The organism is Mammaliicoccus sciuri, from assembly GCF_002901825.1.
GTDB classification, from domain to species: domain Bacteria; phylum Bacillota; class Bacilli; order Staphylococcales; family Staphylococcaceae; genus Mammaliicoccus; species Mammaliicoccus sciuri.
The window spans coordinates 15,041-38,698 of record NZ_PPQD01000028.1 but is presented as its reverse complement, the minus strand read 5'-3'; the positions used below and the strand labels follow the sequence as shown (position 1 = coordinate 38,698).

Genomic DNA, 23,658 nt, shown 5'->3' with positions numbered 1-23,658 from the left:
ATAAATAGGCGCCTTGTATTTATCAAGACTGCCCAAACAAGATAAATAGGCGCCGTACTTTTATTAACATCCCCCTTCATCCACCAACAAAAACAGGGGCACACATGGTGCCCCTGTTCCTTCTTAAGGTATTATTGATATATGGTTATGTTTATTTATGGGTGGAAGATTACTTTATCGTATTGTTTCTTTCTGTTTACTAAGTTATCAAATGTTTCTGGTCCTTTTGATAAAGGAAGTACATCGGAGATAATGGGTTTTACATCAATTTCTCCTGTAGACATATAATGTAGTGTAGCTGCCCATTCTTCTCCTGGGAATGGGGCGGATAAACCGTTCCATGAACCTATGACATTAAGCTCATTTCTTAATATCTTTTCGAAATGTTGACGATGAATCTCGATATCTGAATATGGAATACCTAATAGTAAGACTTCGCCACCTTTAGTAGGTAATGTCAGAACTTGTCCTATTGTAAACGGTGATCCTGCTGATTCAACAGCAACATCAATTTTTTCAGGTATTGCAAATATAGACTCATCTAAGTCTGTTTCTTTAGAATTAATCGTATAATCCGCGCCTAGTTTCTTAGCGATTTCTAACTTACGGTCATCAATATCTATTGCGATTATTTTAGCTGCTCCAAATATTTTCGACCATTGAATGGCTAGTAACCCAATGCTTCCACATCCCATGACTGCTACAGTTGCACCCGGCTTCATACGTGTTCTGTAAAATCCATGTGCAACGACTGCAGAAGGTTCGACCATTGCTGCAGTATCTAAATCTACATTGTCTGGTACTTTAAGTACATTGTTTGCTGGGAGTTTCACATATTCTGCAAAACAACCAGGTTCATATGATCCAATCACATATAAATTTTCACAACGTGAGTATTCACCTTTTTCACAGTAATGGCATTGATGGCATACGACAGCGGGGCATCCTGTTACAGCATCTCCGACATTTAACCCCGATACGTCGCTACCAACTTCCTCAACAATTCCTGAAAATTCATGTCCAAACGTCATACCTTGTTTGTAAGGTCCAAGCTTTTTGTAACGGGAGGTATCTGATCCACAGATACCCGTTGCTTTAACTTTAATAATGACATCATTTGGTGCATCTATCTTTGGTACAGCTGTTTCTTCAAATCTTAAATCTTCAATACCATATAAATTTAAGGCTTTCAAAAGTATTTTCCTCCCCTCTATTTATATTATGAGGTTTGTTCTGAAGTCACTTTCTTCTTCTTGAAAAGTTTAGAACCGAAATAACTTAAGAAGACAGCACTATTACATACGAGTAAATTATCCATATAGAATTGTGTAATACCTCTCATTGGCCCAAGCATAAAATCTAACATGTGTTCAACCATAATCAACATTCTCCTTTTTTATCTTTTAAAAGATTATTTGTTTATTCGATAGGGCGAAGTAATACTTTAATACCTTCGCCGCCTTTAATGTGATTGTAACCTTCATCCCATTCAGTAATATCAAGTTCGGCAGTAACAAGTGCTTCTGCATTTACTTGTCCAGTACTCATGAGTTGTAATGATGGTTCCCAATCGGCAGGTTTCTGACTTCTACTACCAACAACTCTAATTTCTTTTTGAACGATTCTTTCCAAATCAAAAGGTATTTCTGGATCTTTAAAAATACCAACTTGGACATATAGACCTTTTTTGCGTAATAGATCAAGACCTTGTTTAGCAGCAGGTACAGCGCCAGAACATTCTAATACAACATCTGCACCGTATCCGTCTGTAATGTTGTTAACATATTCTTTTAAGTCTGTATGTTGAATATTCACAACATGGTCTAAATTTAATTCTTCTGCTTTTGCTAAACGAGCTTTATCGTTATCTAAACCAGTTATAACGACTTTTCCACCTTTACTTTTAACGACTTGTGCGACGAGTAGGCCAATTGGTCCTGGTCCCATAACGATAACAGTATCACCTTGATTAATTTCAATTTTAGACACTGCGTGATGTGCACAAGCGAGAGGTTCTGTCATAGAAGCGGCTTTATAAGAAACATTGTCAGGCAACTTGTGAACACTTGCTGCTCTTGCTACAAGATATTGTGTGAAGCCACCATTTTGTTGAGTACCTAAACCTTTACGATGATTACATAAATTGTAGTCTCCAGATTGACAGTAATCACATTCACCACAAATATAATATGTTGTCTCAGACGTTACACGATCACCAATTTCAAATCCTTCAACTTTATCACCAAGCGCAACGATTTCTCCAGAAAACTCATGGCCAAGTGTTACAGGGAAGTTTACATTGTAATGACCTTCATAAGTGTGAACATCTGTACCACAAATACCGGCATAATGAACTTTTATTTTTATCTCATTTTCATTTGGTTCTGGAATTTCTTTATCTAAAATTTCTAAATTACCAAAACCAGGTGCTGTTTTTACTAATGCTTTCATTTAAAGTCATCCCCTTAATGTTAGTTGAACAATGCAAAGAACTTGAAGATAATATAGTTTAAGATGTTACCACCTTGGTCAAGACTTGAGATTTGTGAAGACCCTGATGGCATTTTCACATTTGTACCGTCAGCCATGCTTGTGAAGATAGGTGCTACATCTGTTGCGATATATAGTGAAATAGCAATCATCACTGTTCCAACGATAACTGAATGTATGATATTACCGCGTGCTGCACCTACGATGAATGCGACGATAAATGGAATTGTCGCTAAGTCACCAAAAGGTAATACTTGGTTACCAGGTAAAATAACAGCTAATAATACAGTTACAGGTACTAAGATTAAAGCAGTTGAGATAACAGCTGGATGACCTAATGCAACCGCAGCATCTAAACCAATATAAATTTCACGATCTCCAAAGCGTTTGTTTAACCAAGTACGAGCTGATTCTGATACAGGCATTAAACCTTCCATAAGAATCTTAACCATACGAGGCATTAAGACCATAACAGCAGCCATTGACATACCTAAGTTAATAACGTCACCAGCATTGTATCCAGCTAATAAACCAATTGCTAAACCAAGTACTAAACCTACGAAGATAGATTCACCGAAAGCGCCGAAACGTTTTTGAATTGTATCTGGGTCAGCATTTAATTTGTTAATACCAGGCACTTTTTGAAGACCTTTAACAAGGAAGATACCAGGTACATAAGAAATCGTACTACCAGTTGCAATAGATACACCTGGTAAATCATAGAATTTACTCATCATTGGTGCAGTCCAATCAGCTACTTTTAAGCAGACGATTTGGAATAATGCAGCAGCAACTAATGATTGCCAAATGCTTCCCGAAACGGCATATACCATTGCACCACAGAATGTATAATGCCAGAAGTTCCAAATATCAACGTTCATTGTTTTAGTTGCTTTAGTTAATAACATAATGACATTAATCACAATACCTAAAGGAATAATAAATGCAGCGATAACAGATGCCCATGCAATTGATGATGTAGCAGGCCAACCTACATCGATTACATTTAAACTTACGCCTAAATTTTTAACCATTGCTTGTGCTGCAGGTCCTAAATTATTTACAAGTAAATCAATTACTAAGAAAATACCTACAAATGCAACACCAATCGTTAAACCAGATCTAAATGCTGCACCAACTTTCTGTCTGAAAAATAACCCTAATAAGAATATGACAATCGGTAAAATTACCGTTGCACCTAAATCAAGAAATGCTTGAATAAAATTTACAAAACCATTCATTCCCTACACCATCCTCTTTTTAGAAGAATGAGGATGAAATATGATTTATTCCAACCTCATGCTAGTTTTTAATTTTGAATTTGTTTAACTTTGTAAAGCGTCTAAAATTTCTTTCTTAGTATCTTCAACACCGATTCCTGTTAAGAAGTTACGTGCGTTAATAACTGGGAATTTGTATTCTTTTTGTGTCATTGCTGTTGTCACTAATAAATCAGCTGTGTCAGCGTATGCACCAACTTCAGAAATTTTGATTTGTTTTAAATCTACTTTAATGTTGTGTTCTTTAGCCATTTCCTCAATTGCGTTGTTAACCACTGTTGACGTTGCGATTCCTGCTCCACATGCTACTAATACTTGTTTCATAATAATTTCCTCCTAATTTGAGTCGATGTGTACATCGAACTCTTCCTGTTAATTTTTTTATACTTCGCTTAATTCTTTATCTATTGCATCTACAATTGTTTGTTTATCTTGTGCATTGGCAATCAATTCAAGTAATTGATCGTTTTGGAAGATTCCCATCAGTTTTTGTAATAATGATAGTTGGGCATCTTCTTTATCCATTGCTAACATGAATATTAATTTCACGTCTGTTGTTTCTTCAATTTCTCCCATAATGACAAATGGAACGGTTTCTTTTAGTACTGCAATACCTATTGATCTCGTCTGAACGTGTTGTATGTCGGTATGTGGGATTGCCACTGAGCAATATACAGTTGGTAAACCAGTTGCAAATGATTTTTCTCTTTCTATCACTGCGTCTTTGTAAGTGTCTTTAACATAATTATTTTGGTACATGACCTCTGACAACTTACTCAACGCTTCAACATTTGTCTTAGCTTCTAAATCTAGAATGACGTTAGAAGCATCGATCTTTAAATCTTGCATATTATGCAACCCCTTTGACTTAATCTATTTTTGAAAAGTGTTGAATGATTTTATATACATCAATTTTTGAATCTGTTTGAACAATTTGTTGTATAGCTTCATCGTCTTGAGACATATCTCTTAGTTGTAGTAGTGGTCTTAAATGTTTGAACTTATCTGTAGCAGCGATTGCTACGAAGATATGAACCTTTAATCCAGTACTCAACTCGAGTGGCTCTTTCAGAATCAACATACTCATTGCAGTTCTATGAACGACTTGATCACCATCAGCATGAGGGATTGCGATATTTTGGTTAATAACCATATACGTATCATCAAATGCTGCATGCATCTTATCTACATAGAGCGGGTCGACATATTTCATTCTTACTAACGGGTTAGCCGTTAATTGAATGGCTTCTCCAATATCAGCTACGCGCTCTACAAAATTAATATGATTGGTTGGTAATAAATCTTGTAAGTTCAAAGTACTATTGATAGATAATGTTGATGCTTTAACCGATGAATATGCATACGTATCTTCAAATTGTGCTTTTACGATTTTGAAAAGCTCTGATTCATTATGAATTGTTGCATGTTCTCTTATAGCCGAAATCATTTTTTCGACTTGTATTTCTGTTTCCATCGTATTATTTAATTGACCGAATACATGTTGCCGTAGTTCATGTTTTTCTTGAGCAGTTAATATCGTTTTCGTGATATACAATTTTTTAGGTGTCATGATATGCATCGGTGAAAAGACGATATCAAAGTCTAATTCATACTGATTGAAATCACGTAATGATAAAGCATCAAGGAATATAAATTCAGGGAATACACTTCGCAACTCTTGTAACATGAGCTGAGAAATGGATGTACCTTGTGTACAAACAACGACAGCTTTTACTTTTTGTTCAATTTCTTCATCTTGCCTTCTTAAACTGCCACCAATCAGTATGGTTAAATAAGCAATTTCATTTTCGGGTAATGATTGCCCGAAGAACTTTTCTAAAGGTTTTGAAGATAATTTAACGAGATGAAAGAGTTCTTTATAATCTTCTTTTAAGGAATTTTCTAAACCTTCTACATCAGATAATTGATATCGAATTCTGTAAAAAGCAGGTTCCATATGAAGCATTAATTGGTTAATCAAAGAGTCTCGATCGTTAAATTTAATAAAAGTAATTTTTTCAAATTGTACGATCATGTCTATAAGTGCCTTTTTGAGTTCTGGAATATGTTGAACATCACTGACATCTGACCACTGAACACTCGTAGACAGCAACTGTAAAGTAATGAATAACTTTTCTTGTCTTGGAATATTTGGGTAGTTCGATGTCAAAATTTCTGTTGCTTGATACTCTTTCGTATCCGATAAATCATCGTATCCTATAGAAAATGATGAAACAATTTTGTCATGCTTAATTCTTCGTAAAATTAAATAAAGTTTATAAGGTAATGTTTGTGTACTTTGATCAATGAATTTTCTGTCTAAATATTGTTCGATTTTAGTGATTTGTTTATTGATTAATTCAATTTTTTCATCAATAATACTTAAACTTTTGATGATATCAGACTGAGCAATATGCATCGTAAAGACTTTATCGATGAGCCTCATAAGAAGCCTTCGAATTTCAAATTCACTACCAGCTAAGTAATAACCATTAGTACGACTATATTTCAGATTAACTTCGTATGGTTGTAGAAGTTCTTTCAATTTCTTAATATCATTTAGAATGGTATTTTTACTGACTTCTAAATCAATTGAGAAGTGATTTAATGAAAGGCCTTCTTCTTCACTAAACAACATCAATAAAATGAGGTGTGCACGTTGGTATGCCGTATATACCTGCTCATTCTCTTGATAGGTGGATTCAATTGGAACATTAAGAAAATCTTTAATGGTGTCATCAACGATAAAATAACCTTGGCTAGTTCGTTCGATTTCCGGATAATCATGTTCTTTAAACCAGTCATTTAACTTTTGAATCCTGTACCCAAGCTGTCTTCGTGAAATGTTAAACATTGATTCTAAGTCTTTGCCTTTTACTTTTGGGTTTTTAATCATTTCTGAAATGATATTAAAGTTTTCTTTTTGTATTTTGAATACCTCCTTTGTTGTTAATCATAATTTAACACAGGTCATCAAAGAGTTGTACAAGCTTTAATCACAAATGTTATTAACTTTTGTGTACACCTTTGTGATTATATTGATATGACAACGTTTGTAAGACACAACGAATTATTGCAAATGCATGAATATTATTAAAATTGAATACATAGTAGGGATAACTTATGTAAAGAAAGGAGTGAAAAGGGGATAAGAACATAAAAAAAGCAATCGCTCGATTAGCGATTGCTTTTAAATAATAATTATTCTTGTGATTCGTCAGGTAAGTTTTCTTTCATTTTTTTATTAATTTTCTTCGCGCGTTTGAAATAAATACCTTCAAAGTAGCTTGTTGTACCTAATTTATAGAATACAAGTGCAACAACTGCAATGACGATGAAATCATATGGGTAGTGGATCCAATTAAGTCCGTTAAATTCTTTACTTCCGATAAATGATAAGAAAGCAAGTATGATAAGATATGCAATGATCCAAATACTCCCACCGATTTGTTTTTTAGTATTTGTCCAATTTGTCTTATATTCATAGAAGAAGTAAATTGGTAAACCTAAAATAATAATAAATATAACTTGTGCTGTTGTTGGCCACATAGCCCAATATATTGCGAGTGATGCAACAACGAATGAAAATGGCGCCATAAAGCCAAGCATTTTCGCACGGAATGGCCTATGCATATTCGGTGCCATTTTTCTTAATGAAATAACAGTTGTTGGACCAGTTAAATATGCAACAAGTGTTGCTGTAGAGATAACACTTGCTAATACTGCCCAATCTCTAAATAATGAAACCATAATCATACTGACAATAGCGTTAAATACAATTGCGACACGTGGAATGTTGTATTTTTCGTTCATAGAACCTAAGAATTTAGGAATATGACCGTTTTTCTCCATTGCACGTAATACACGACCAGTAATCGCTACGAATGAAACACCTGTACCAAATGGTGATACAACGGCTTCTAAATATAATAGAATAGCTAACCAGTTTAAACCTAATATGATGGCTAAGTTAGCAAATGGTGAGTCGAAATTAATACCGCTCCAACCACCACTTTCAGAAAGCATGTCTGTTGGCATAGATGTGATAAACGTACTTTGTAAAATAATATATAATACAGCACTTAAAGAAAGTGAAATTAAGATACCGCGATAGATATTCTTTTCAGGATTTTGAATTTCAGATCCCATGTTAATAATTGTTTGGAAGGCATTAAATGAGAATATAATACCAGATGCTGTTGTAGCAGCAAATATTGGCGCACTACCATACGGCATAAATTCTCCTAATGACGAACCATAGTTTCCTGTATCAAATTCAGAAATAATTAACATAATAATCGTTACAAGTGGCACACCTAATTTGAAGAATGATATTAAACTTGTAAATGATGTTAATAGTTTAACTGACCAATAATTTAATAATGAGAAAATAATAATGATAATAAACACTGCAAATAATCCAATATTACTTATTGAACCATCATGCATAAGTTGGCTAGTAGGTTTAGCCCAATCCCATGGCCAAGAGCTGATGTATTGAACAGCTGATACAGCTTCGATAGGGATAATCGTTACTAATGATACCCAGTTAGCCCATGATGCTATGAAACCAAGCAGTGAACCATGTGTATACTGCGCGTAGTTACTCATACCACCTGATTGTGGGAACATTGTTCCAATCTCAATGTAGTTATAAGCAATAGATCCTATAACAACAAAGCCTATAATCCAAGATAAAATTGCAGCAGGACCTGCAATTGATGATGCTTCCCATGCCCCAAATAACCATCCAGAACCGATTAATGAACCAAGTCCTAATAGTACGAGTTGGGTCAGGTTAATTTTTTTGTTTTCGTTATGATTACTCATCAAATCTCCCATTCTAATTTTTAATCAATTTTTATTTGTTTTTATTGTTAAAATTAAAGCACGGGTCAATATTATACGCTTATGAAATTAATAGTCAAATTTCGTTGTAAATATCAAACGTTTTCAAATGGCTGTATATACCAATTTTATGGAGATGAAAGATTTTTAGAGTTCCGGCAGTCTGACTGGCTATAAAGTAAATTAATTTGTATTTTTAAGTTGATTGTGACGCTACGTCATAAAATAGAATATAAGTATAAAATCTATTAATACGAGGAGTGGTTAGTATGCAAATGACTACAGGACAAGTAGCCAAGGTATGTCATGTAACAGTTCGTACAGTACAGTATTACGATAAGAAAGGAATTGTCAGTCCAAGTGAAACATCAGAAAATAATAGAAGATTATATACAGAAGCGGATTTGAATCAATTAAAGATTGTGTTGATTTTGAAAGATATGAATTTTTCTTTGAAAGAAATTAAAGCTTTGTTGAAATCAAATGAGTCTATCAACACACTCAATGTACTGTTAAGTGAAAAAATCATTGAGCTAGAGGAAAATATTCGAAACGAAAGTGACCAATTGAAACAAATTCAGTTTATTAAAAATAATATAAGTGAAGAAAGCGAATATCCAGTATCTAATATCTTGAATTTAAAAAATAAATCTAAAAAGCATCAACTAATGAAAAAATTTAGAAGTAAATTTATGTTTGTATCTATGATTGTCGGTATTGGCCAATATACAAGCATTGCCATGGCGATAACAAAGAAAAAATGGAAGCCAGTTATCATCGTTTATCCGTTCGTACTATTGTATGCAGCATTTGCCGTTAAAAAATATTATGCTGTTGTAAGTTACTTATGTCCAAATTGCCAAAATGAATTTAAACCGATTTTCTCAGAATGGTTCAAATCTAATCATACTTATCAAACAAGAAAGCTATTATGTCCACATTGTAATGTAGAAAGTTTTTGTATCGAGACACATGAATAATAGTAGAATTCGATTAATAGAGTCGCGTAGTTAAAGAAGATTTGAGAGATAAGTATAGAAAAATGAGGAAGTCATGGCTTAAGTGGTGAGTAAAGCCAAGAGATGGTGAAAGTCTTGGCTTAAGTACCGAATAAAGCCAAGAGATGGTCCAAGTCATGGCTTAAGTATCGAGTAAAGCTAAGAGATCGTGAAAGTTGTGGCTTAAGTACCAAGTAAAGCCAAGAGATCGTAAAAGTCTTGACTTAAGTACCGAATAAAGCCAAGAGATGGTGAAAGTCGTGGCTTAAGTACTGAATAAAGCCAAGAGATGGCCCAAGTCATGGCTTAAGTACTGAATAAAGCAAAGAGATGGACTAAGTCATGGCTTCATACCTATATTACCCACAACTTTCACCAAACTCACATATCTTAATGCTCTTATCACCGCCATCCAAACCATCCCCTCATTCTCCGGTGTAAAATTTTAAATTGACTAATCTTGAGTACGATGATAGGATTAATAAAAATAATAAAAGACTCTTATCAAGAGTGGCTGAGGGATGTGCCCTATGAAGCCCAGCAACCTTCTATTTGGAAAGGTGCTAATTCACATAAAGTTTGTCTAAACTTTTGAAGATGAGAGGAGGTTTATCTAACTTTCTCTAATTTTTTTAGGGAAAGTTTTTTTATTTTAAATTTTATTTTGGAAAGAGGCGTGTATACATATGAGGAAACTCGTAAAGTTCGTTAGTTTTATCGGTATTATTTTATTATTATCTGCGTGTGGGAAATCGAGTGGAGGTGAAAATACAAAGATTACGGTAGCAGCTTCTCCGGCTCCGCATGGCGATGTGGTTGAACATGCGAAGGAAAAAATGAAAGAAAAAGGTTATGACTTAGAAGTTAAAACAGTAAATGACTATAAAGTGCCAAACAAATTATTGGATAAAGGTGACGTCGATGCAAATCTATTTCAACATGTGCCTTACTTAAAAGCTGAAAAAGCAACACATGGATATAAAATTGAAGAGGTAGGAAAAGTTTTCACAACGCCAATGGGTGTTTATAGTAAAAAACATAAAGATTTGAAACACTTACCTGATGGCGCAACAATTTATGTGTCTAACAACCCAGCAGAAGAAGGAAGATTTTTATCATTCTTTGTTAATGAAGGATTGATCAAAATAGATCCAAAGGTGAAAATTGAAGATGCTAAATTTGATGATATTATAGAAAATAAAAAGAATTTGAACTTTAATAACAAACAAGGCGCAGAATTTTTACCTAAAACATATAACAGTGGTGAAGGTGATTTAGTGATTATGAATTCAAACTATGCAATTGATAATGGACTGAATCCAGTAAAAGATTCGATAGCAATTGAAGATAAATCATCACCATTTGCGAATATATTAGCTGTAAAAGAAGGTCATAAAAATGATAAGAAATTCCAAGAACTTCTGAAAGTACTTCAGTCTAAAGAAATGAAGAAATATATTAAAGATGAATATGGTGATAATGTTATTCCATATGAAAAAGAATAATACATGAGCCCAGGCATATGTCTGGGTTTTAATTTTATATATTTGTGTATTTATTCACAATGAAATAATATTATAAATCTTTAAAATTTATGTTGTAAGCGTTTCCTGTTTGTGCTATATTCAACTTATTAATAAATAGAGTCATCATATGACCGCATGAATTTGAAGGGAAATTAATTAAGAAAGTTGGATATTTATGAAAGAAAAAAGAACTAATATAAGATGGTTTTTTGCAATTGCATTCTTTATTATAGGAATTATCGCATATATGGATCGTTCAAACATCTCTATTATCGCCGGACCTATGATGGAAGATTTAAATATGAGTAAAGCTCAATTCGGGCTATTAGCATCATTCTTCTCACTTGGTTATGCTTTAATGCAAGTACCTTCAGGAATATTAGCTGAAAAGTTTGGTCCTAAGAAAATGTTAACAATCGCATTATTATGGTGGAGTGCTTTCACAATTCTTACAGGTATTGTGAAAAACCATGGCTTACTATACTTTGTACGATTCTTATTTGGTGTAGGTGAAGCGCCTATGTATCCATCAAATGCTGTATTTAATAGTTACTGGTTTAATAAGAATGAAAAAGGTCGTGCATCTTCTGCATTATTAGCAGGTTCATACTTCGGTCCAGTAATTGCACCAATAGTTACAATCGCAATTATGAACGCGTTTGGTTGGCAAGCAGTATTCTATATTTTCGGTTTAGTTGGCATATTAATTGCAATCTTATGGGTGATTATCGCTAAAGATTTACCAGAACAACATAAAATGGTTAATGAAGCAGAAAAAAGATTTATTATGGAAACACGTGACGTTGTAAATACAGGTAAAACAACTGCACCTTGGAATGTATTCTTCAAACGTTTCAGTTTCTATGCAATTGCTGCACAATATTTCGTTGTACAATTTGTTATCACATTATTTTTAATTTGGTTACCTACATATATTCACGAAGAATATCATGTGGAATTTAAAGAAATGGGCTTTATCGCTGGTGCACCTTGGTTAGCAATGTTTATATTGATTATGCTAGGTGGTACAATTTCAGATAAAATTTTATCTACAGGTAAATCTAAATTTGTTGCACGTGGTGTAATCGCAATTACTGGATTTGTAGTATTCTGTATATCACTATACTTTGCGTTAGCTACAGATAACTTATATATGAATATTTTCTGGTTATCTTTATGTCTTGGTGGTGTAGGTTTATCAATGGGCATGAGCTGGGCAACTGCTACAGATTTAGGACGTAACTTCTCAGGTACAGTTTCAGGTTGGATGAATTTATGGGGTAATATTGGTGCATTATTAAGTCCAATCTTAGCTGGTTTATTAGCAGATAAAATTGGTTGGACAATGACACTACAATTAATGATGGTTCCAGTAGCATTCGCAATCATCATGTGGTTCTTTATTAAACCTGACAATCCTTTAGTGAAAGAAGAAAATGTATAATATTTTAAGAGTCTAAGGCACATTATGTGCTTTGGATTCTTTTTTATAACAAAAAGTTTAGGTTACCCTAATTAAAATGTTTACAAATTAGATAAATAGGTATATCCTCTTGATATAGAGGTGTTAGAAATGGACAAAAGTTTAGAAGAAATTAATAGTACGGTCTCTTTTGATGCTGAAGCAAATGCTTTTAGAAAGTTCCTAATGTATTTAGGTCCTGGTTTGCTTGTAGCAGTCGGATATATGGATCCGGGTAACTGGATTACGTCAATGTCTGGTGGGGCTCAGTACGGTTATATATTATTATTTGTGATTTTAATATCTAGTTTATCTGCAATGCTGTTACAAAGCATGTGTGCAAGATTAGGTATAGCAAGTGGGATGGATCTAGCACAAGTTACAGAGCATATGACTAATAAGTCTTTAGGCGTATTTGCTTGGATTTTAGCAGAGTTAGCAATTATGGCAACTGATATTGCTGAAGTAATTGGTAGTGCTATTGCATTAAATTTACTGTTTAACATTCCATTGACTTTAGGGGTAACGATCACAGTATTAGATGTTTTACTTTTACTTTTAATTATTAAACTCGGATTTAGAAAAATAGAAGCAATTGTAGGTGTACTTATATTTACAGTTCTTATTATCTTTATGTTTGAAGTGTATCTATCTTCACCTGATGCTGGTTCCTTAATGGCAGGATTTTTACCAAGTTCTGAAATTGTTACGAATAAAGGCGCTTTATACATTGCGTTAGGTATTATTGGTGCAACAATTATGCCACACAACTTATATTTACATTCATCAATTGTTCAGTCTAGAAATTATGAAAGAACAGATAAAGGTAAAAAAAGTGCGATTAAATACGCAACAATCGATTCTAATATTCAATTAACAATTGCGTTTATCATTAATTGCTTATTATTAGTATTAGGCGCAGCATTATTCTTTGGTAGTCATGAAGCTTTAGGTAGATTCTTTGATTTATATGATGCTTTAAGTCACTCTCATGTAGGCGGTGCTATAGGTGGCGCTGTTATGAGTACACTGTTTGCGATAGCATTATTAGCTTCAGGCCAAAATTCTACAATAACAGGTACTTTATCAGGACAAATTGTTATGGAAGGTTTCTTAAAAATTAAACTTAAACCATGGGTACGTAGAATCATTACAAGAGTTATCGCAGTTATACCAGTATTTCTATGTTTGTGGTTATATGGATCAAGCGATACAAAAATAGAAGATTTATTAATTTTCACACAAGTATTTTTAAGTTTAGCTTTACCATTTAGTATTATTCCATTAATCATGGCGACAAGTAATCCAAAGATCATGGGTAAACAATTCGTCAATAAAAGATGGGTTAATATTATATCTTGGATACTCGCAGTAGTTCTAAGTGTGCTTAATATATATTTAATAGTAGAAACAATATCAGAATTTATGTAATTTATAATAAAGCCAAGGCAAATGATTTTATTGCCTTGGCTTTTTCTCTGCGTCTATTAATAATTTGATGGGACCTGTCGAATTAAGTGTGATTAATCTTTGTGCCATTTCATCAGGTGGGGTGTCTAATGCTCTAATGACCCATCCTTGTATCATACCTGCATAAGCCGCCGCAACATATTCAGCGACAATGTCTTTATCTAATATCATGTCATTTTGAACGCCAGTATCTTCGAAAAAGATAATATATCTTTGATGAATATGATTTTTAAGCAAAATATAGAAATTAGGGTAGTGTTTGAACATCGTTTGATAGAAAAATGCGTTGTGGGATATATGGCTAAAGATATTATTAGCAATATAGAATTGTGATTCGCTAATGCTGTGATGTTTTAAATAAAATTTATAAGGCTCACCGAATAGTAATTGAAAGTAACTTGATATCGTATGAGACGTTAATACATCAATTGATGGATAATGTCTATAAAACGTTGAACGATTGATTTGAGCTTCTTCACATAACTGTTTAACTGTTATGGACTGAATGCTCGTTGTATTTAAACATGTTAACAATGCATTCTGTATTTTGTTTCTGGATTGTTTTTGTTTCTTGTCCAAATCATTCACCTTCTTATGAATGCAACATAATTTGAAAATGTGTTGCTTTTCTCATTTTACACACATTGTTTTTTTAAGTCGAACATTTTTATAATAATAATATGAAAAATATTGGAGGAGAACATATTGAAACAAGATGCCGAAATATTGAAAGAAACGTTGTTAAATAATAAACAGAATAGAGTAACTGACGATCACTTTGATTTAAATGCAGCTTTAGAAGAAATTCTTAATTCAGTTGGTTATACGACTGCAGATAGTGGTGGTAACGTTACATTCTATGGTAAAGATCCAGTGTTACCAAGTACATTACGAATTGCCGGATTAGCAGGATTGGGATTGGCAGCTAAATCAGTCGCTTTAGCTCATTTATGGCAAGTTCGAGGTGGTAATGGACAAGATATTCATGTCGATATTAGAAAAGCATTAAAAAGGTTATCCCCTTTTTACGAACGAAAATGGGAAACATTAAATGGATTTCCAGCAAAAGGTCAAGAAGATCCACATACACCATTTAGATTTAATTTTTATGAAACGAAAGATAATAGATGGGTAATGCCATTAAATCCTTATCCAAATGCTAAAGAACATGTATTGGATTTATTAGATTGTCGAGGAACGAAAGAAGCGGTTACTAAAGCGATTAAACAGTGGAATGGTAAAGAATTAGAGGAATCGGGTTCTAAAAAAGGTATCGTGATGCCGCTCGTACGTTCTGTTGAAGAGTTTGTTGAAGAAGAACAGTTTAAATATATTGCAGAATCAGAACTGATTGAAATTAAGAAAATAGGAGAATCTGAACCGATACCATTCACTGAGAACCCAGAACAACCATTAAGTGGTATAAGAGCATTAGGAATGGGGCATGTTATAGCAGGAGCAGGACTAGGTAGAGGTTTAGCACTTCATGGAGCGGACGTACTCAATGTATGGCGACCAACTGAGTTAGAAGTAGAAACAATGTATTTAACTTCTAATGTCGGAATGCGTTCAACTTATTTAGATATCACAAATCAACAGTCACATAGAGATAAATTTGATGAATTGTTAAGTGATGCAGATATATTCTTCATCAATAAAAGACATGGATTTATGGAAAAATATAATGTGACAGCTGAAGCATTAGCAGAGAAGAAACCCGGTATCATACATGCGTCTGTTAATTTACATGGACATGCAGGACCATGGTCAGATAGAAATGGATTTGATCAGACGGCAGGAAGTGTCACAGGTGTTATGAGTTTAGAAGGAACAGATGAACAACCCGCATTGCCACCAATTGTCGTTGTAAATGATTACGTTATTTCATGGTTGTTAGAACTCGGTACAATTAAAGCATTAGAAAGACGAGCAGTAGAAGGTGGTAGTTATAGTGTGTCTGTATCATTAAGTAAAGTGTCTGCGTATTTAATGTCTCTAGGTATATTTGATAAAGATTATGCACAAGAAGTAGCAAATAGTAATGAAGAACATCGTGCAGTAGCGCCAGAACAATTTGAAGCAGAAACCCCACTTGGAACTTATGTAGGTGTGACAGATCAAGTAGAAATGAGTGAAACACCAGGACATTACGATACAGTCTTGATGGTCAGAGGATCAGATAAACCAGTTTGGAAGTAGAAATTGGTTGAATTTAGTTTGATATAGGAGTCGTTAGGGACAGAATTCCGAGAAGTGTCCGTAAGAGGTGTCGTTAGGGACAGAATTCAGAGAAATGTCCGTAAGAGGTGCTGTTAGGGACAGAATTCCGAGAAGTGTCCGTAAGAGGTGCTGTTAGGGACAGAATTCCGAGAAGTGTCCGTAAGAGGTGCTGTTAGGGACAGAATTCAGAGAAATGTCCGTAAGAGGTGCTGTTAGGGACAGAATTCCGAGAAGTGTCTCTAAGTGAGCGCCCACCTAATTACCAGAATTCGAAATAATGGTAGTTAGCTCAACATAATCACACAAAAAATAAGCATTTCACTTTATTTTCTGAGTTTCTCAGATAAGTGATATGCTTATTCGTTTATTTATAGGATTCTTCAGCTATGAGTAAGTTCTATTCTTTGCTTGCACTTACTTTAATATCTGAAGGGCCGGATAATAATGGTTTCACACTTTTAATAAATTGTTGGAAGTGTTCGCTATTATTATGTGTTTCTATAGCTTCTTGGCTTTCCCAAATTTCATACATTAAATAAGTATTGTCTGACTCAGTTGATTTGAAGTGTTCGTAACCGATTTTTCCGGTTTCTTGTCTTGATGATGCTACTAAATCTTTAATCAATGCTTCATATTGTTCAACTGCTTGTGCTTGAACTTCAAACTTCGCATTTATGATTAACATAAGATAACCTCTTTCTCTCTATCAATTTGATTTCTATATTTGAATCATGACAGAAAGCGATAGAATTGTAAATTTTGAAATCTTGGAATTGAAAATTTTATTTGGGTCTTAATTTTGAGTGTCTTATTCCGTACGTAAAGTACATGATAATACCTAAAATAAACCATATAATAAATGCAATCCAAGTTGTACGTGTTAAGTTTGTCATCAAGTATAAACAGATTATAAAGGATACGATTGGTAATACGGGATATAAAGGTACATTAAAACCTTCTGATGGTAATGATCGATTTCTTCTTAAGAACAGAACGCCTATTGAAACTGTACAAAATGCAAATAATGTACCGATATTAATTAGTGAAGCGAGTTCTGATAAAGGTACAAGACCTGATACGATTCCCATAGATAACGTGAGTATGACAGTATTTTGTACGGGTGTTTGTTTTTGATTCGTTTTAGAGAAGACTTTTGGTAGTAAACCATCTCTACTCATCGCGAATATTAAACGCGTTCCACCATAAGACATGACGAAGATAACTGTTGTCATACCAACGATTGCACCTAGTGACAGGAATCCAGCTATCCAATTTTGATTAATGGATTGTAATGCATATGCAACTGGTGCACCGACACCTTCTAAATTTTGATATGGTACGACACCAGTAAGTACAGCTGAAACAATAATGTATAAAATGGTACAAATCGTTAATGCACCAATAATTCCGATTGGCATGTTCTTTTGAGGATTTTTAACTTCTTCAGCTGCAGATGATACTGCATCAAATCCAATATACGCAAAGAACACCATTGAAGCACCTGTTAACACACCATTGAAACCAAATGGTAAGAAAGGACTCCAATTATCAGGTTTAACATAAAAAATACCTACTATTATAAAGAGTAGGACAACCATTATTTTGACAATAACCATAATATTATTGATACGTGTAGATTCTTTTACGCCAATAATTAATAATGCGCCAATGATCATAATGATAATAAATGCTGGTAAATCAAAATAATGACCACTAGATGGGTCATATGAACCAGATAATGCTTTTACAATATGGATATTCATACCAGATAGTAAATTAACGACGTATGAAGACCAGCCACTTGCGACTGCTGCGATTGCTAAACCATATTCAAGTAATAATGCCCAACCTAATATCCATGCAATACCTTCACCAAAAACATAATAACTATATGTATAGGCACTACCAGCTTGAGGAATTTTTGATGAAAATTCAGAGTAACATAAAGCTGCTAAACCGCATCCGATTGCAGCGATAATAAATGAAAGCATAATTCCAGGTCCAGTTATTGTTGAAGATATTTCACCGGGTAAAATAAAAATACCACTACCAACAACAGCCCCGACTCCAAGCATGGTTAAATCAAAAGCGCCGAGTGTTTTTTTAAGTTTTTTATTTGATTGAGAAGAAAGGTGTTCTTTCTTCTTGAAAAATTGATTCATGTTGCACCTCCGGCAGACAATTATACAGAGATTTGTCTAAAAATTCTATATGTTTAAATAATTCGATTAGTGTAATTTTGTTTTAAAAAAGGAATTATTATGTATTTAATTTGAAAATTTAGTGAATTATAAATAAAATATGATAAAAGTTATAAAAAAATTAAATTACGAACAGACTGTTTGACTCAATTCATAATCATGTTTAATATTTACAAGCGTAAAGTAAGTAATTACTTTTTATAAATGAGGAGGATAATCCATGAAAAATGAACAAATTGTATTAGCTAAAAGAACTGAAGGTATCCCTCAAGATGATGTATTTCGTTATGAAGAAATAGAAGTGAAAGAACCAAATAATGAAGAAGTGTTATTAAAATCAATATATGTTTCTGTAGATCCATACATGAGAGGACGTATGAATGATTCTAAAAGTTATACGCAGTCTTATGAATTAGATAAACCATTTAACGGCCATATCGTTGCAGAAGTCGTTCAATCAAATGCTTCTGACCTTAAAGAAGGCGATATTGTAACAGGTATTTTACCTTGGCAAAAATATATAACAATCAATGAAAAATATGTTACTAAAATTCCATCAAATGAAGTACCGTTATATCTATACTTAAGTGTACTCGGTATGCCTGGTATGACAGCTTATCAAGGACTCTTGAAAATTGGTAAACCTCAAGAAGGAGAAACAGTTGTAGTTTCAGCTGCATCCGGTGCGGTTGGATCTGTCGTAGGACAAATTGCTAAGTTGAAAGGTGCGCACGTAGTAGGTATTGCAGGTGGATCAGAGAAAGTAAATTACTTAACTGAAACATTAGGTTTTGATGAAGGTATAGATTATAAGAAAGATAATTTTGCTGAAGCATTAGAACAAGCAGTTCCAAATGGTATAGATGTTTATTTTGAGAATGTTGGCGGTGCACTTTCAGATGAAGTGTTTAAACATTTAAATAAATTTGCACGTATACCAGTTTGTGGCGCAATTTCTTCATACAATCTTAAAGGCGAAGACATTGGACCACGTATTCAACAAACATTGATTAAAAGCCAAGCATTGATGCAAGGATTCATTGTTGCACAATTTAATGAAGATATTAAAGAAGCAAGTGAACAGTTAGCACAATGGGTACAAGAAGGGAAAATTAAATCCGAAGTTACAATAGACGAAGGGTTTGATCAAATTCCAAATGCATTCCGTAAGTTATTTACTGGTGATAATTTTGGTAAACAAGTTATAAAAGTAGCTGAATAAAAAATGTGAAATCAGTTTAGGATGAACATATCCTAAGCTGATTTTTTATGCGCTCATTTAGACGAGTATAATCTAACAAAAAAATGACAAAAATATCCATTTGTATATTCCTAAAATTTTGATTAGATGGTATAATTTTGAATTGACAAATGATAACGATTATCATTATCGACTTTAATTTACGGGAGAGATGAATATGACAACACAACACGAGCACAACAAGAATCGTTCAACAATCAAGAAGCAACATCATTTTTCTATTAGAAAATTGTCGGGAGGAATAGCTTCTATTGCTATTGGTGCGACTCTATTTTTGGGAGCAGGTCAAACAGCTAATGCAATGGAAGATAAAGCTGATACAGTAAATGAAGCGGCGGCTACTACTGAAGATAGTCAAAGTGAGCCAGTAGCGGCAGACGATGCTTCGGCTGCAGAAACAGCAGAAGCACCAGCTGCAGAAAATGTAGATAATGAAACAGAAAGTAATGACGGTGTAACTGAAGAAATTCAAGGTTCTGATGCGACTGACTCGTCAGATGTAAATGCAGATGATGCAAGTGCAAATAGTGTATCTGCAGACGATTCAACTGCAGATGATGGAACAAGTTCGGGAGAAGAATCTGAAGCAAAAGAAGAACCTGAAGCAAAAGAAGAACCTGATACAACAGACCCAAGTAAAGAAACACAAGTATTTCCTGAAGATGAAACATTAGAATCAGCGGTTGGATCTGATGAAGCGGAAGACAATGTAAAAACTGAAGCGACTACCGATAAAGAGGAAAGTGCTGTATCTGAAGAAAATGAAGCACATGACTTTGGATTTATTGTAAAGAAAGAAGCAGAAGATGCAAAATCAGTAATGGATGATTATTTAGAACATCCTTCAAAAGTAAGCCATGAAAATGGAAAAACATATGTGAATTTCACATTATTAAACCCTAATTGGTGGAAAATGTTTGAATTATATAATGGTGACGAAAAACTTAATATGACAACATTAGAAGAAAATGATGATAAACGTGTTGTTAAAGTTGAAGTACCATCAGGCGTTTCAGAACTTACATCAAAAGTACATATCGTTGTACCATTTATTAATTATGATAACAAATATACAACACGCGTTATTTTTGATGAGGCTGTTCCAGAAGCACCAAAAGAAGAAGCTCCAAAAGCAGAAACACCGAAAGATGACAAAGCAACAGAAGAAACACCGAAAGCAGAAACACCAAGTGAAGATAAAGTACCTGCAGACAAAGATGAAGATATAGTATCTGCAGACAATGAAGGACAAGACTTTAGTTTCGTTGTGAAAAAAGAACAAAAGGATGCAACATCAGTATCAGATCTTTATTTTGAACATCCTGCGAAAATAATCCATAAAAATGGAAAAACATTGGTTAACTTTACATTGAAACGTCCTGAGTTTTGGAAGAAGTTTGAATTATATAATGGTGATGAAAAACTTAACACAACAATTATAGAAGATACTGAAGAGCAGCGTATGGTACAGGTTGAAGTACCTACAGGTGTATCAACACTTATATCTAAATTGCATTTATATATCCCTTATGGTGATACTTATGATTACGATTTAACAACACGCGTTGTTTTTGATAAAGCTATTCCAGATGCATCTCAAGTAGTTCCAGAAGTGCCTAAAGCAGATGCAGAGGCACCAAAAACAGAACCTGAATCACCAAAAGTAGATGCAGAAACTCCTAAAGCGGATCAAGATCAAACTTCTAAATTAAGAGAAGATGTTAAAAACAAAGAAATTCATAATAAACCAGTTGATGGTGAAAAACGACCAATTAACTTTAAAGTTATTAATCCTAAAGATAATTCAGAAATATTCTATTATGCTGCTATGATTAAAGATCCAGCAAATATTGTTTTTGATGGCGATCAACCTATTTTAGAATTACGTGTGGATGCACCTTCAACATGGGTTGAGTTTGATTTATTTGATGGCGATAAAAAGTTAGACTATGAAGTTGTTTCATATGATACGGATAACGAAGTAGCTACTATTAGAGTCAAAGTTAATAAAAATACGCAAGAATTAAAAGTAAAAGGAACTGTACTTGCACTTGATAGTAAGACTGAACATGAACTTGGTCATATAGTATTTGATAAACCAATTACTAAAGACGCATCTAACTATGCAACAGCAGATGATTATAAGAAACAAAAAGATAGAGAGAAATATGATAAAGCTGTTACTTTAGAAGATAAAGTTCGTGAGCTTGAGAAATTAATCGATAAAGTTTCTGATGATGAAAAACCGCAACTTCAAGAAGTATTAAAAGGACTTAAAGATAAATTAGCTAAAGAATTAGAATCTGCAGTTACAGAATTTGAAAAAGCACCAGTTACCAATGTAGATACTTCAAAAGCAAAAGACAGAAACTTTAAAGTATTACATAGTTCTAAAGAGGATGAATCTCATATGGACTTTGAAGTTGAACACCCAGCTAAATTAGTTGAGTATAATGGTAAGAAGATGTTAGCTATTACATTAAAGCATGATTCAATGTGGAAAGATTTCCAAGTAGAAGGTGAAGATGGATATAAACGTCCAATTACAATTAGCAAAGATAGTGAAAAAGATACAAGAACAATCTTATTCCCTGTTGTAGAAGGTAAAGATTTCTATAATGCAATCATTAAAATTCATTTAATAACAACAAATATTGATTATGAAGGTTCATACCATGTAAGAATTAAGGACTTAGGAGATGCAACTGACAATACAGAACCAAGTCCGGAGCCGACTCCAGAACCAACTCCAGAACCAACTCCAGAACCAAGTCCGGAACCAACTAATACAGACGGAACTACTGTATCTGCAGACAATGAAGGAGAAGACTTTGGTTTCGTTGTAAAAAAAGAAAATAATGATTCAAATTCAATAACGGACCGATTTTTTGAACATCCTTCAAAAGTAAGCCATGAAAATGGAAAAACATTTATTAAGTTTACATTATTACGTCCTGAATTCTGGAAAAATTTTGAATTATATAATGGTGAAGAAAAACTAAATACAACAATATTAGCAGAAGATAGTGAGAAGCGTATTGTGAAAGTTGAAGTACCATTAGGTGTGACATCACTAATATCTAAATCACGTATCGTAAATCCTTATGATAATACTGATAAAGAATACACAACACGCGTTATTTTTGATAAAGCTATTCCAGGAGCATCAGTAGCAGAACCAGAACCAAGTCCAGAACCGACACCAGAACCAAGTCCGGAACCAAGTCTAGAGCCGACTCCTGAACCAAGTCCAAAGCCGACTCCGGAACCAAGTCCAGAACCAACACCAAGTCCAGCTCCAGATAATAAACAAGAGCCAACAAAAGATCAGCCATCAACAGCAACACCGGATCAAAAAACGGCTCCAACAACTGACCAAAAACAAGAACCAACTAAAGACCAACAACCAACAGTTAAACCAGATCAAAAAGCTGAGCCTGTTGTTAATGTAAGCACTAAACCAACAACTAAACCAGCAAAAGAACAAGTTAACACAAATAAAGAAGAACAAAAGCCAGTTGAGCCAGTAGCAAGCAAAGATAAAGTTGAAGCAACAAAACAAGAATTAAGTAAAGATAAAGCGACAACTGAGCAACCAAAAGAACAAGCTAAGAAACAAGAAAATAAAAATGAATTACCAAATACAGGTGAGCTTGATAATACACAATATGCATTATTTGGATCACTTATAGCTGGATTAGGTTCATTGTTCTTCATAGGTAGAAGAAAAACAAAAAATAGTAAATAAAAATGAGACCTAAATAATAGTCTCGTATCATGCCAACAAAGTCACAACTGTGATTTTGTTGGCATTTTTTATAAGCAGTTCTGGCTGAAGGTGCAAATACTGATACCGTTACGAGCAGTTTTGGCTGAAAGTGCAAATACTGAGTGTGTTAGTT

18 protein-coding genes and 1 riboswitch are annotated in these 23,658 nt (G+C 33.8%); of the genes, 7 read left to right on the top strand and 11 right to left on the bottom strand.

What is annotated here, in order from left to right; genetic code table 11:
* Positions 1-155: 155 nt before the first annotated feature.
* The 8 genes from CD035_RS08950 to CD035_RS08920 form a co-directional block, all read right to left on the bottom strand.
* A complete protein-coding gene (locus CD035_RS08950) occupies positions 156-1,193 on the bottom strand; it encodes a galactitol-1-phosphate 5-dehydrogenase (protein WP_048540807.1) in 1,038 nt (345 codons plus the stop codon).
* Positions 1,194-1,219: 26 nt separating this feature from the next.
* A complete protein-coding gene (locus CD035_RS13950; RefSeq protein ID WP_088592136.1) occupies positions 1,220-1,378 on the bottom strand; it encodes a hypothetical protein in 159 nt (52 codons plus the stop codon).
* Between the two features lie 41 nt (positions 1,379-1,419).
* Complete coding sequence (locus tag CD035_RS08945; RefSeq protein WP_048540808.1) at positions 1,420-2,451, bottom strand: zinc-binding dehydrogenase; 1,032 nt, start codon at positions 2,449-2,451, stop codon at positions 1,420-1,422.
* Between the two features lie 20 nt (positions 2,452-2,471).
* Positions 2,472-3,731 carry a PTS galactitol transporter subunit IIC gene (locus CD035_RS08940; protein ID WP_048540810.1) on the bottom strand — a complete coding sequence of 420 codons (1,260 nt, stop codon included), beginning with the start codon at positions 3,729-3,731 and terminating at the stop codon, positions 2,472-2,474.
* 84 nt (positions 3,732-3,815) lie between these two features.
* The gene (locus CD035_RS08935; protein ID WP_037590477.1) at positions 3,816-4,094 is read right to left on the bottom strand and encodes a PTS sugar transporter subunit IIB; all 279 of its coding nucleotides are present in this window, start codon (positions 4,092-4,094) and stop codon (positions 3,816-3,818) included.
* 57 nt (positions 4,095-4,151) lie between these two features.
* On the bottom strand, positions 4,152-4,619 hold the full coding sequence (locus CD035_RS08930) for a PTS sugar transporter subunit IIA (RefSeq protein WP_048540813.1): 468 nt from the start codon (positions 4,617-4,619) through the stop codon (positions 4,152-4,154).
* Between the two features lie 19 nt (positions 4,620-4,638).
* On the bottom strand, positions 4,639-6,624 hold the full coding sequence (locus tag CD035_RS08925; protein WP_229412537.1) for a BglG family transcription antiterminator: 1,986 nt from the start codon (positions 6,622-6,624) through the stop codon (positions 4,639-4,641).
* 347 nt (positions 6,625-6,971) lie between these two features.
* Positions 6,972-8,600, bottom strand: coding sequence for an APC family permease (locus CD035_RS08920; RefSeq protein ID WP_048540817.1), 1,629 nt, complete (start codon positions 8,598-8,600; stop codon positions 6,972-6,974).
* A gap of 287 nt (positions 8,601-8,887) precedes the next feature.
* On the opposite strand from CD035_RS08920, the gene CD035_RS08915 reads away from it, so the two are divergent.
* From CD035_RS08915 to CD035_RS08900, 4 genes are all read left to right on the top strand, one after another.
* Entirely contained in the window at positions 8,888-9,598 is a 711-nt protein-coding gene (locus tag CD035_RS08915; RefSeq protein WP_048540819.1) for a MerR family transcriptional regulator, read from the top strand.
* A 516-nt stretch (positions 9,599-10,114) separates the two neighbouring features.
* Positions 10,115-10,220, top strand: a riboswitch (SAM riboswitch).
* 82 nt (positions 10,221-10,302) lie between these two features.
* Positions 10,303-11,121, top strand: coding sequence for a MetQ/NlpA family ABC transporter substrate-binding protein (locus tag CD035_RS08910; RefSeq protein WP_048540821.1), 819 nt, complete (start codon positions 10,303-10,305; stop codon positions 11,119-11,121).
* Positions 11,122-11,317: 196 nt separating this feature from the next.
* The gene (locus CD035_RS08905) at positions 11,318-12,586 is read left to right on the top strand and encodes an MFS transporter (protein ID WP_048540824.1); all 1,269 of its coding nucleotides are present in this window, start codon (positions 11,318-11,320) and stop codon (positions 12,584-12,586) included.
* A 129-nt stretch (positions 12,587-12,715) separates the two neighbouring features.
* A complete protein-coding gene (locus tag CD035_RS08900) occupies positions 12,716-14,035 on the top strand; it encodes an Nramp family divalent metal transporter (RefSeq protein ID WP_048540826.1) in 1,320 nt (439 codons plus the stop codon).
* A gap of 27 nt (positions 14,036-14,062) precedes the next feature.
* Here CD035_RS08900 and CD035_RS08895 read toward each other — a convergent pair whose 3' ends face one another.
* On the bottom strand, positions 14,063-14,653 hold the full coding sequence (locus tag CD035_RS08895) for a TetR/AcrR family transcriptional regulator (protein WP_048540828.1): 591 nt from the start codon (positions 14,651-14,653) through the stop codon (positions 14,063-14,065).
* Between the two features lie 126 nt (positions 14,654-14,779).
* Here CD035_RS08895 and CD035_RS08890 point away from each other — a divergent pair, with 126 nt between their 5' ends.
* Positions 14,780-16,273, top strand: a complete 1,494-nt coding sequence (locus CD035_RS08890; protein ID WP_048540829.1) for a CoA transferase — start codon at positions 14,780-14,782, stop codon at positions 16,271-16,273.
* 418 nt (positions 16,274-16,691) lie between these two features.
* Here CD035_RS08890 and CD035_RS08885 read toward each other — a convergent pair whose 3' ends face one another.
* Together CD035_RS08885 and CD035_RS08880 are read right to left on the bottom strand one after the other, a co-directional pair.
* Positions 16,692-16,979, bottom strand: coding sequence for a putative quinol monooxygenase (locus tag CD035_RS08885; protein WP_048540831.1), 288 nt, complete (start codon positions 16,977-16,979; stop codon positions 16,692-16,694).
* A 97-nt stretch (positions 16,980-17,076) separates the two neighbouring features.
* On the bottom strand, positions 17,077-18,456 hold the full coding sequence (locus CD035_RS08880) for an amino acid permease (RefSeq protein ID WP_048540833.1): 1,380 nt from the start codon (positions 18,454-18,456) through the stop codon (positions 17,077-17,079).
* A 259-nt stretch (positions 18,457-18,715) separates the two neighbouring features.
* Here CD035_RS08880 and CD035_RS08875 point away from each other — a divergent pair, with 259 nt between their 5' ends.
* Entirely contained in the window at positions 18,716-19,717 is a 1,002-nt protein-coding gene (locus CD035_RS08875; protein ID WP_048540835.1) for an NADP-dependent oxidoreductase, read from the top strand.
* Positions 19,718-19,913: 196 nt separating this feature from the next.
* Complete coding sequence (locus CD035_RS08870) at positions 19,914-23,504, top strand: NEAT domain-containing protein (protein ID WP_048540836.1); 3,591 nt, start codon at positions 19,914-19,916, stop codon at positions 23,502-23,504.
* Positions 23,505-23,658 lie beyond the last annotated feature (154 nt).

What these genes read in the sequence shown, in the direction of transcription:
- CD035_RS13950 (WP_088592136.1), bottom strand. Translation starts at nt 1,378, where the DNA reads ATGGTTGAACACATGTTAGATTTTATGCTTGGGCCAATGAGAGGTATT.
- CD035_RS08945 (WP_048540808.1), bottom strand. Translation starts at nt 2,451, where the DNA reads ATGAAAGCATTAGTAAAAACAGCACCTGGTTTTGGTAATTTAGAAATT.
- CD035_RS08940 (WP_048540810.1), bottom strand. Translation starts at nt 3,731, where the DNA reads ATGAATGGTTTTGTAAATTTTATTCAAGCATTTCTTGATTTAGGTGCA.
- CD035_RS08935 (WP_037590477.1), bottom strand. Translation starts at nt 4,094, where the DNA reads ATGAAACAAGTATTAGTAGCATGTGGAGCAGGAATCGCAACGTCAACA.
- CD035_RS08930 (WP_048540813.1), bottom strand. Translation starts at nt 4,619, where the DNA reads ATGCAAGATTTAAAGATCGATGCTTCTAACGTCATTCTAGATTTAGAA.
- CD035_RS08925 (WP_229412537.1), bottom strand. Translation starts at nt 6,624, where the DNA reads ATGTTTAACATTTCACGAAGACAGCTTGGGTACAGGATTCAAAAGTTA.
- CD035_RS08920 (WP_048540817.1), bottom strand. Translation starts at nt 8,600, where the DNA reads ATGAGTAATCATAACGAAAACAAAAAAATTAACCTGACCCAACTCGTA.
- CD035_RS08915 (WP_048540819.1), top strand. Translation starts at nt 8,888, where the DNA reads ATGCAAATGACTACAGGACAAGTAGCCAAGGTATGTCATGTAACAGTT.
- CD035_RS08910 (WP_048540821.1), top strand. Translation starts at nt 10,303, where the DNA reads ATGAGGAAACTCGTAAAGTTCGTTAGTTTTATCGGTATTATTTTATTA.
- CD035_RS08905 (WP_048540824.1), top strand. Translation starts at nt 11,318, where the DNA reads ATGAAAGAAAAAAGAACTAATATAAGATGGTTTTTTGCAATTGCATTC.
- CD035_RS08900 (WP_048540826.1), top strand. Translation starts at nt 12,716, where the DNA reads ATGGACAAAAGTTTAGAAGAAATTAATAGTACGGTCTCTTTTGATGCT.
- CD035_RS08885 (WP_048540831.1), bottom strand. Translation starts at nt 16,979, where the DNA reads ATGTTAATCATAAATGCGAAGTTTGAAGTTCAAGCACAAGCAGTTGAA.
- CD035_RS08880 (WP_048540833.1), bottom strand. Translation starts at nt 18,456, where the DNA reads ATGAATCAATTTTTCAAGAAGAAAGAACACCTTTCTTCTCAATCAAAT.
- CD035_RS08875 (WP_048540835.1), top strand. Translation starts at nt 18,716, where the DNA reads ATGAAAAATGAACAAATTGTATTAGCTAAAAGAACTGAAGGTATCCCT.
- CD035_RS08870 (WP_048540836.1), top strand. Translation starts at nt 19,914, where the DNA reads ATGACAACACAACACGAGCACAACAAGAATCGTTCAACAATCAAGAAG.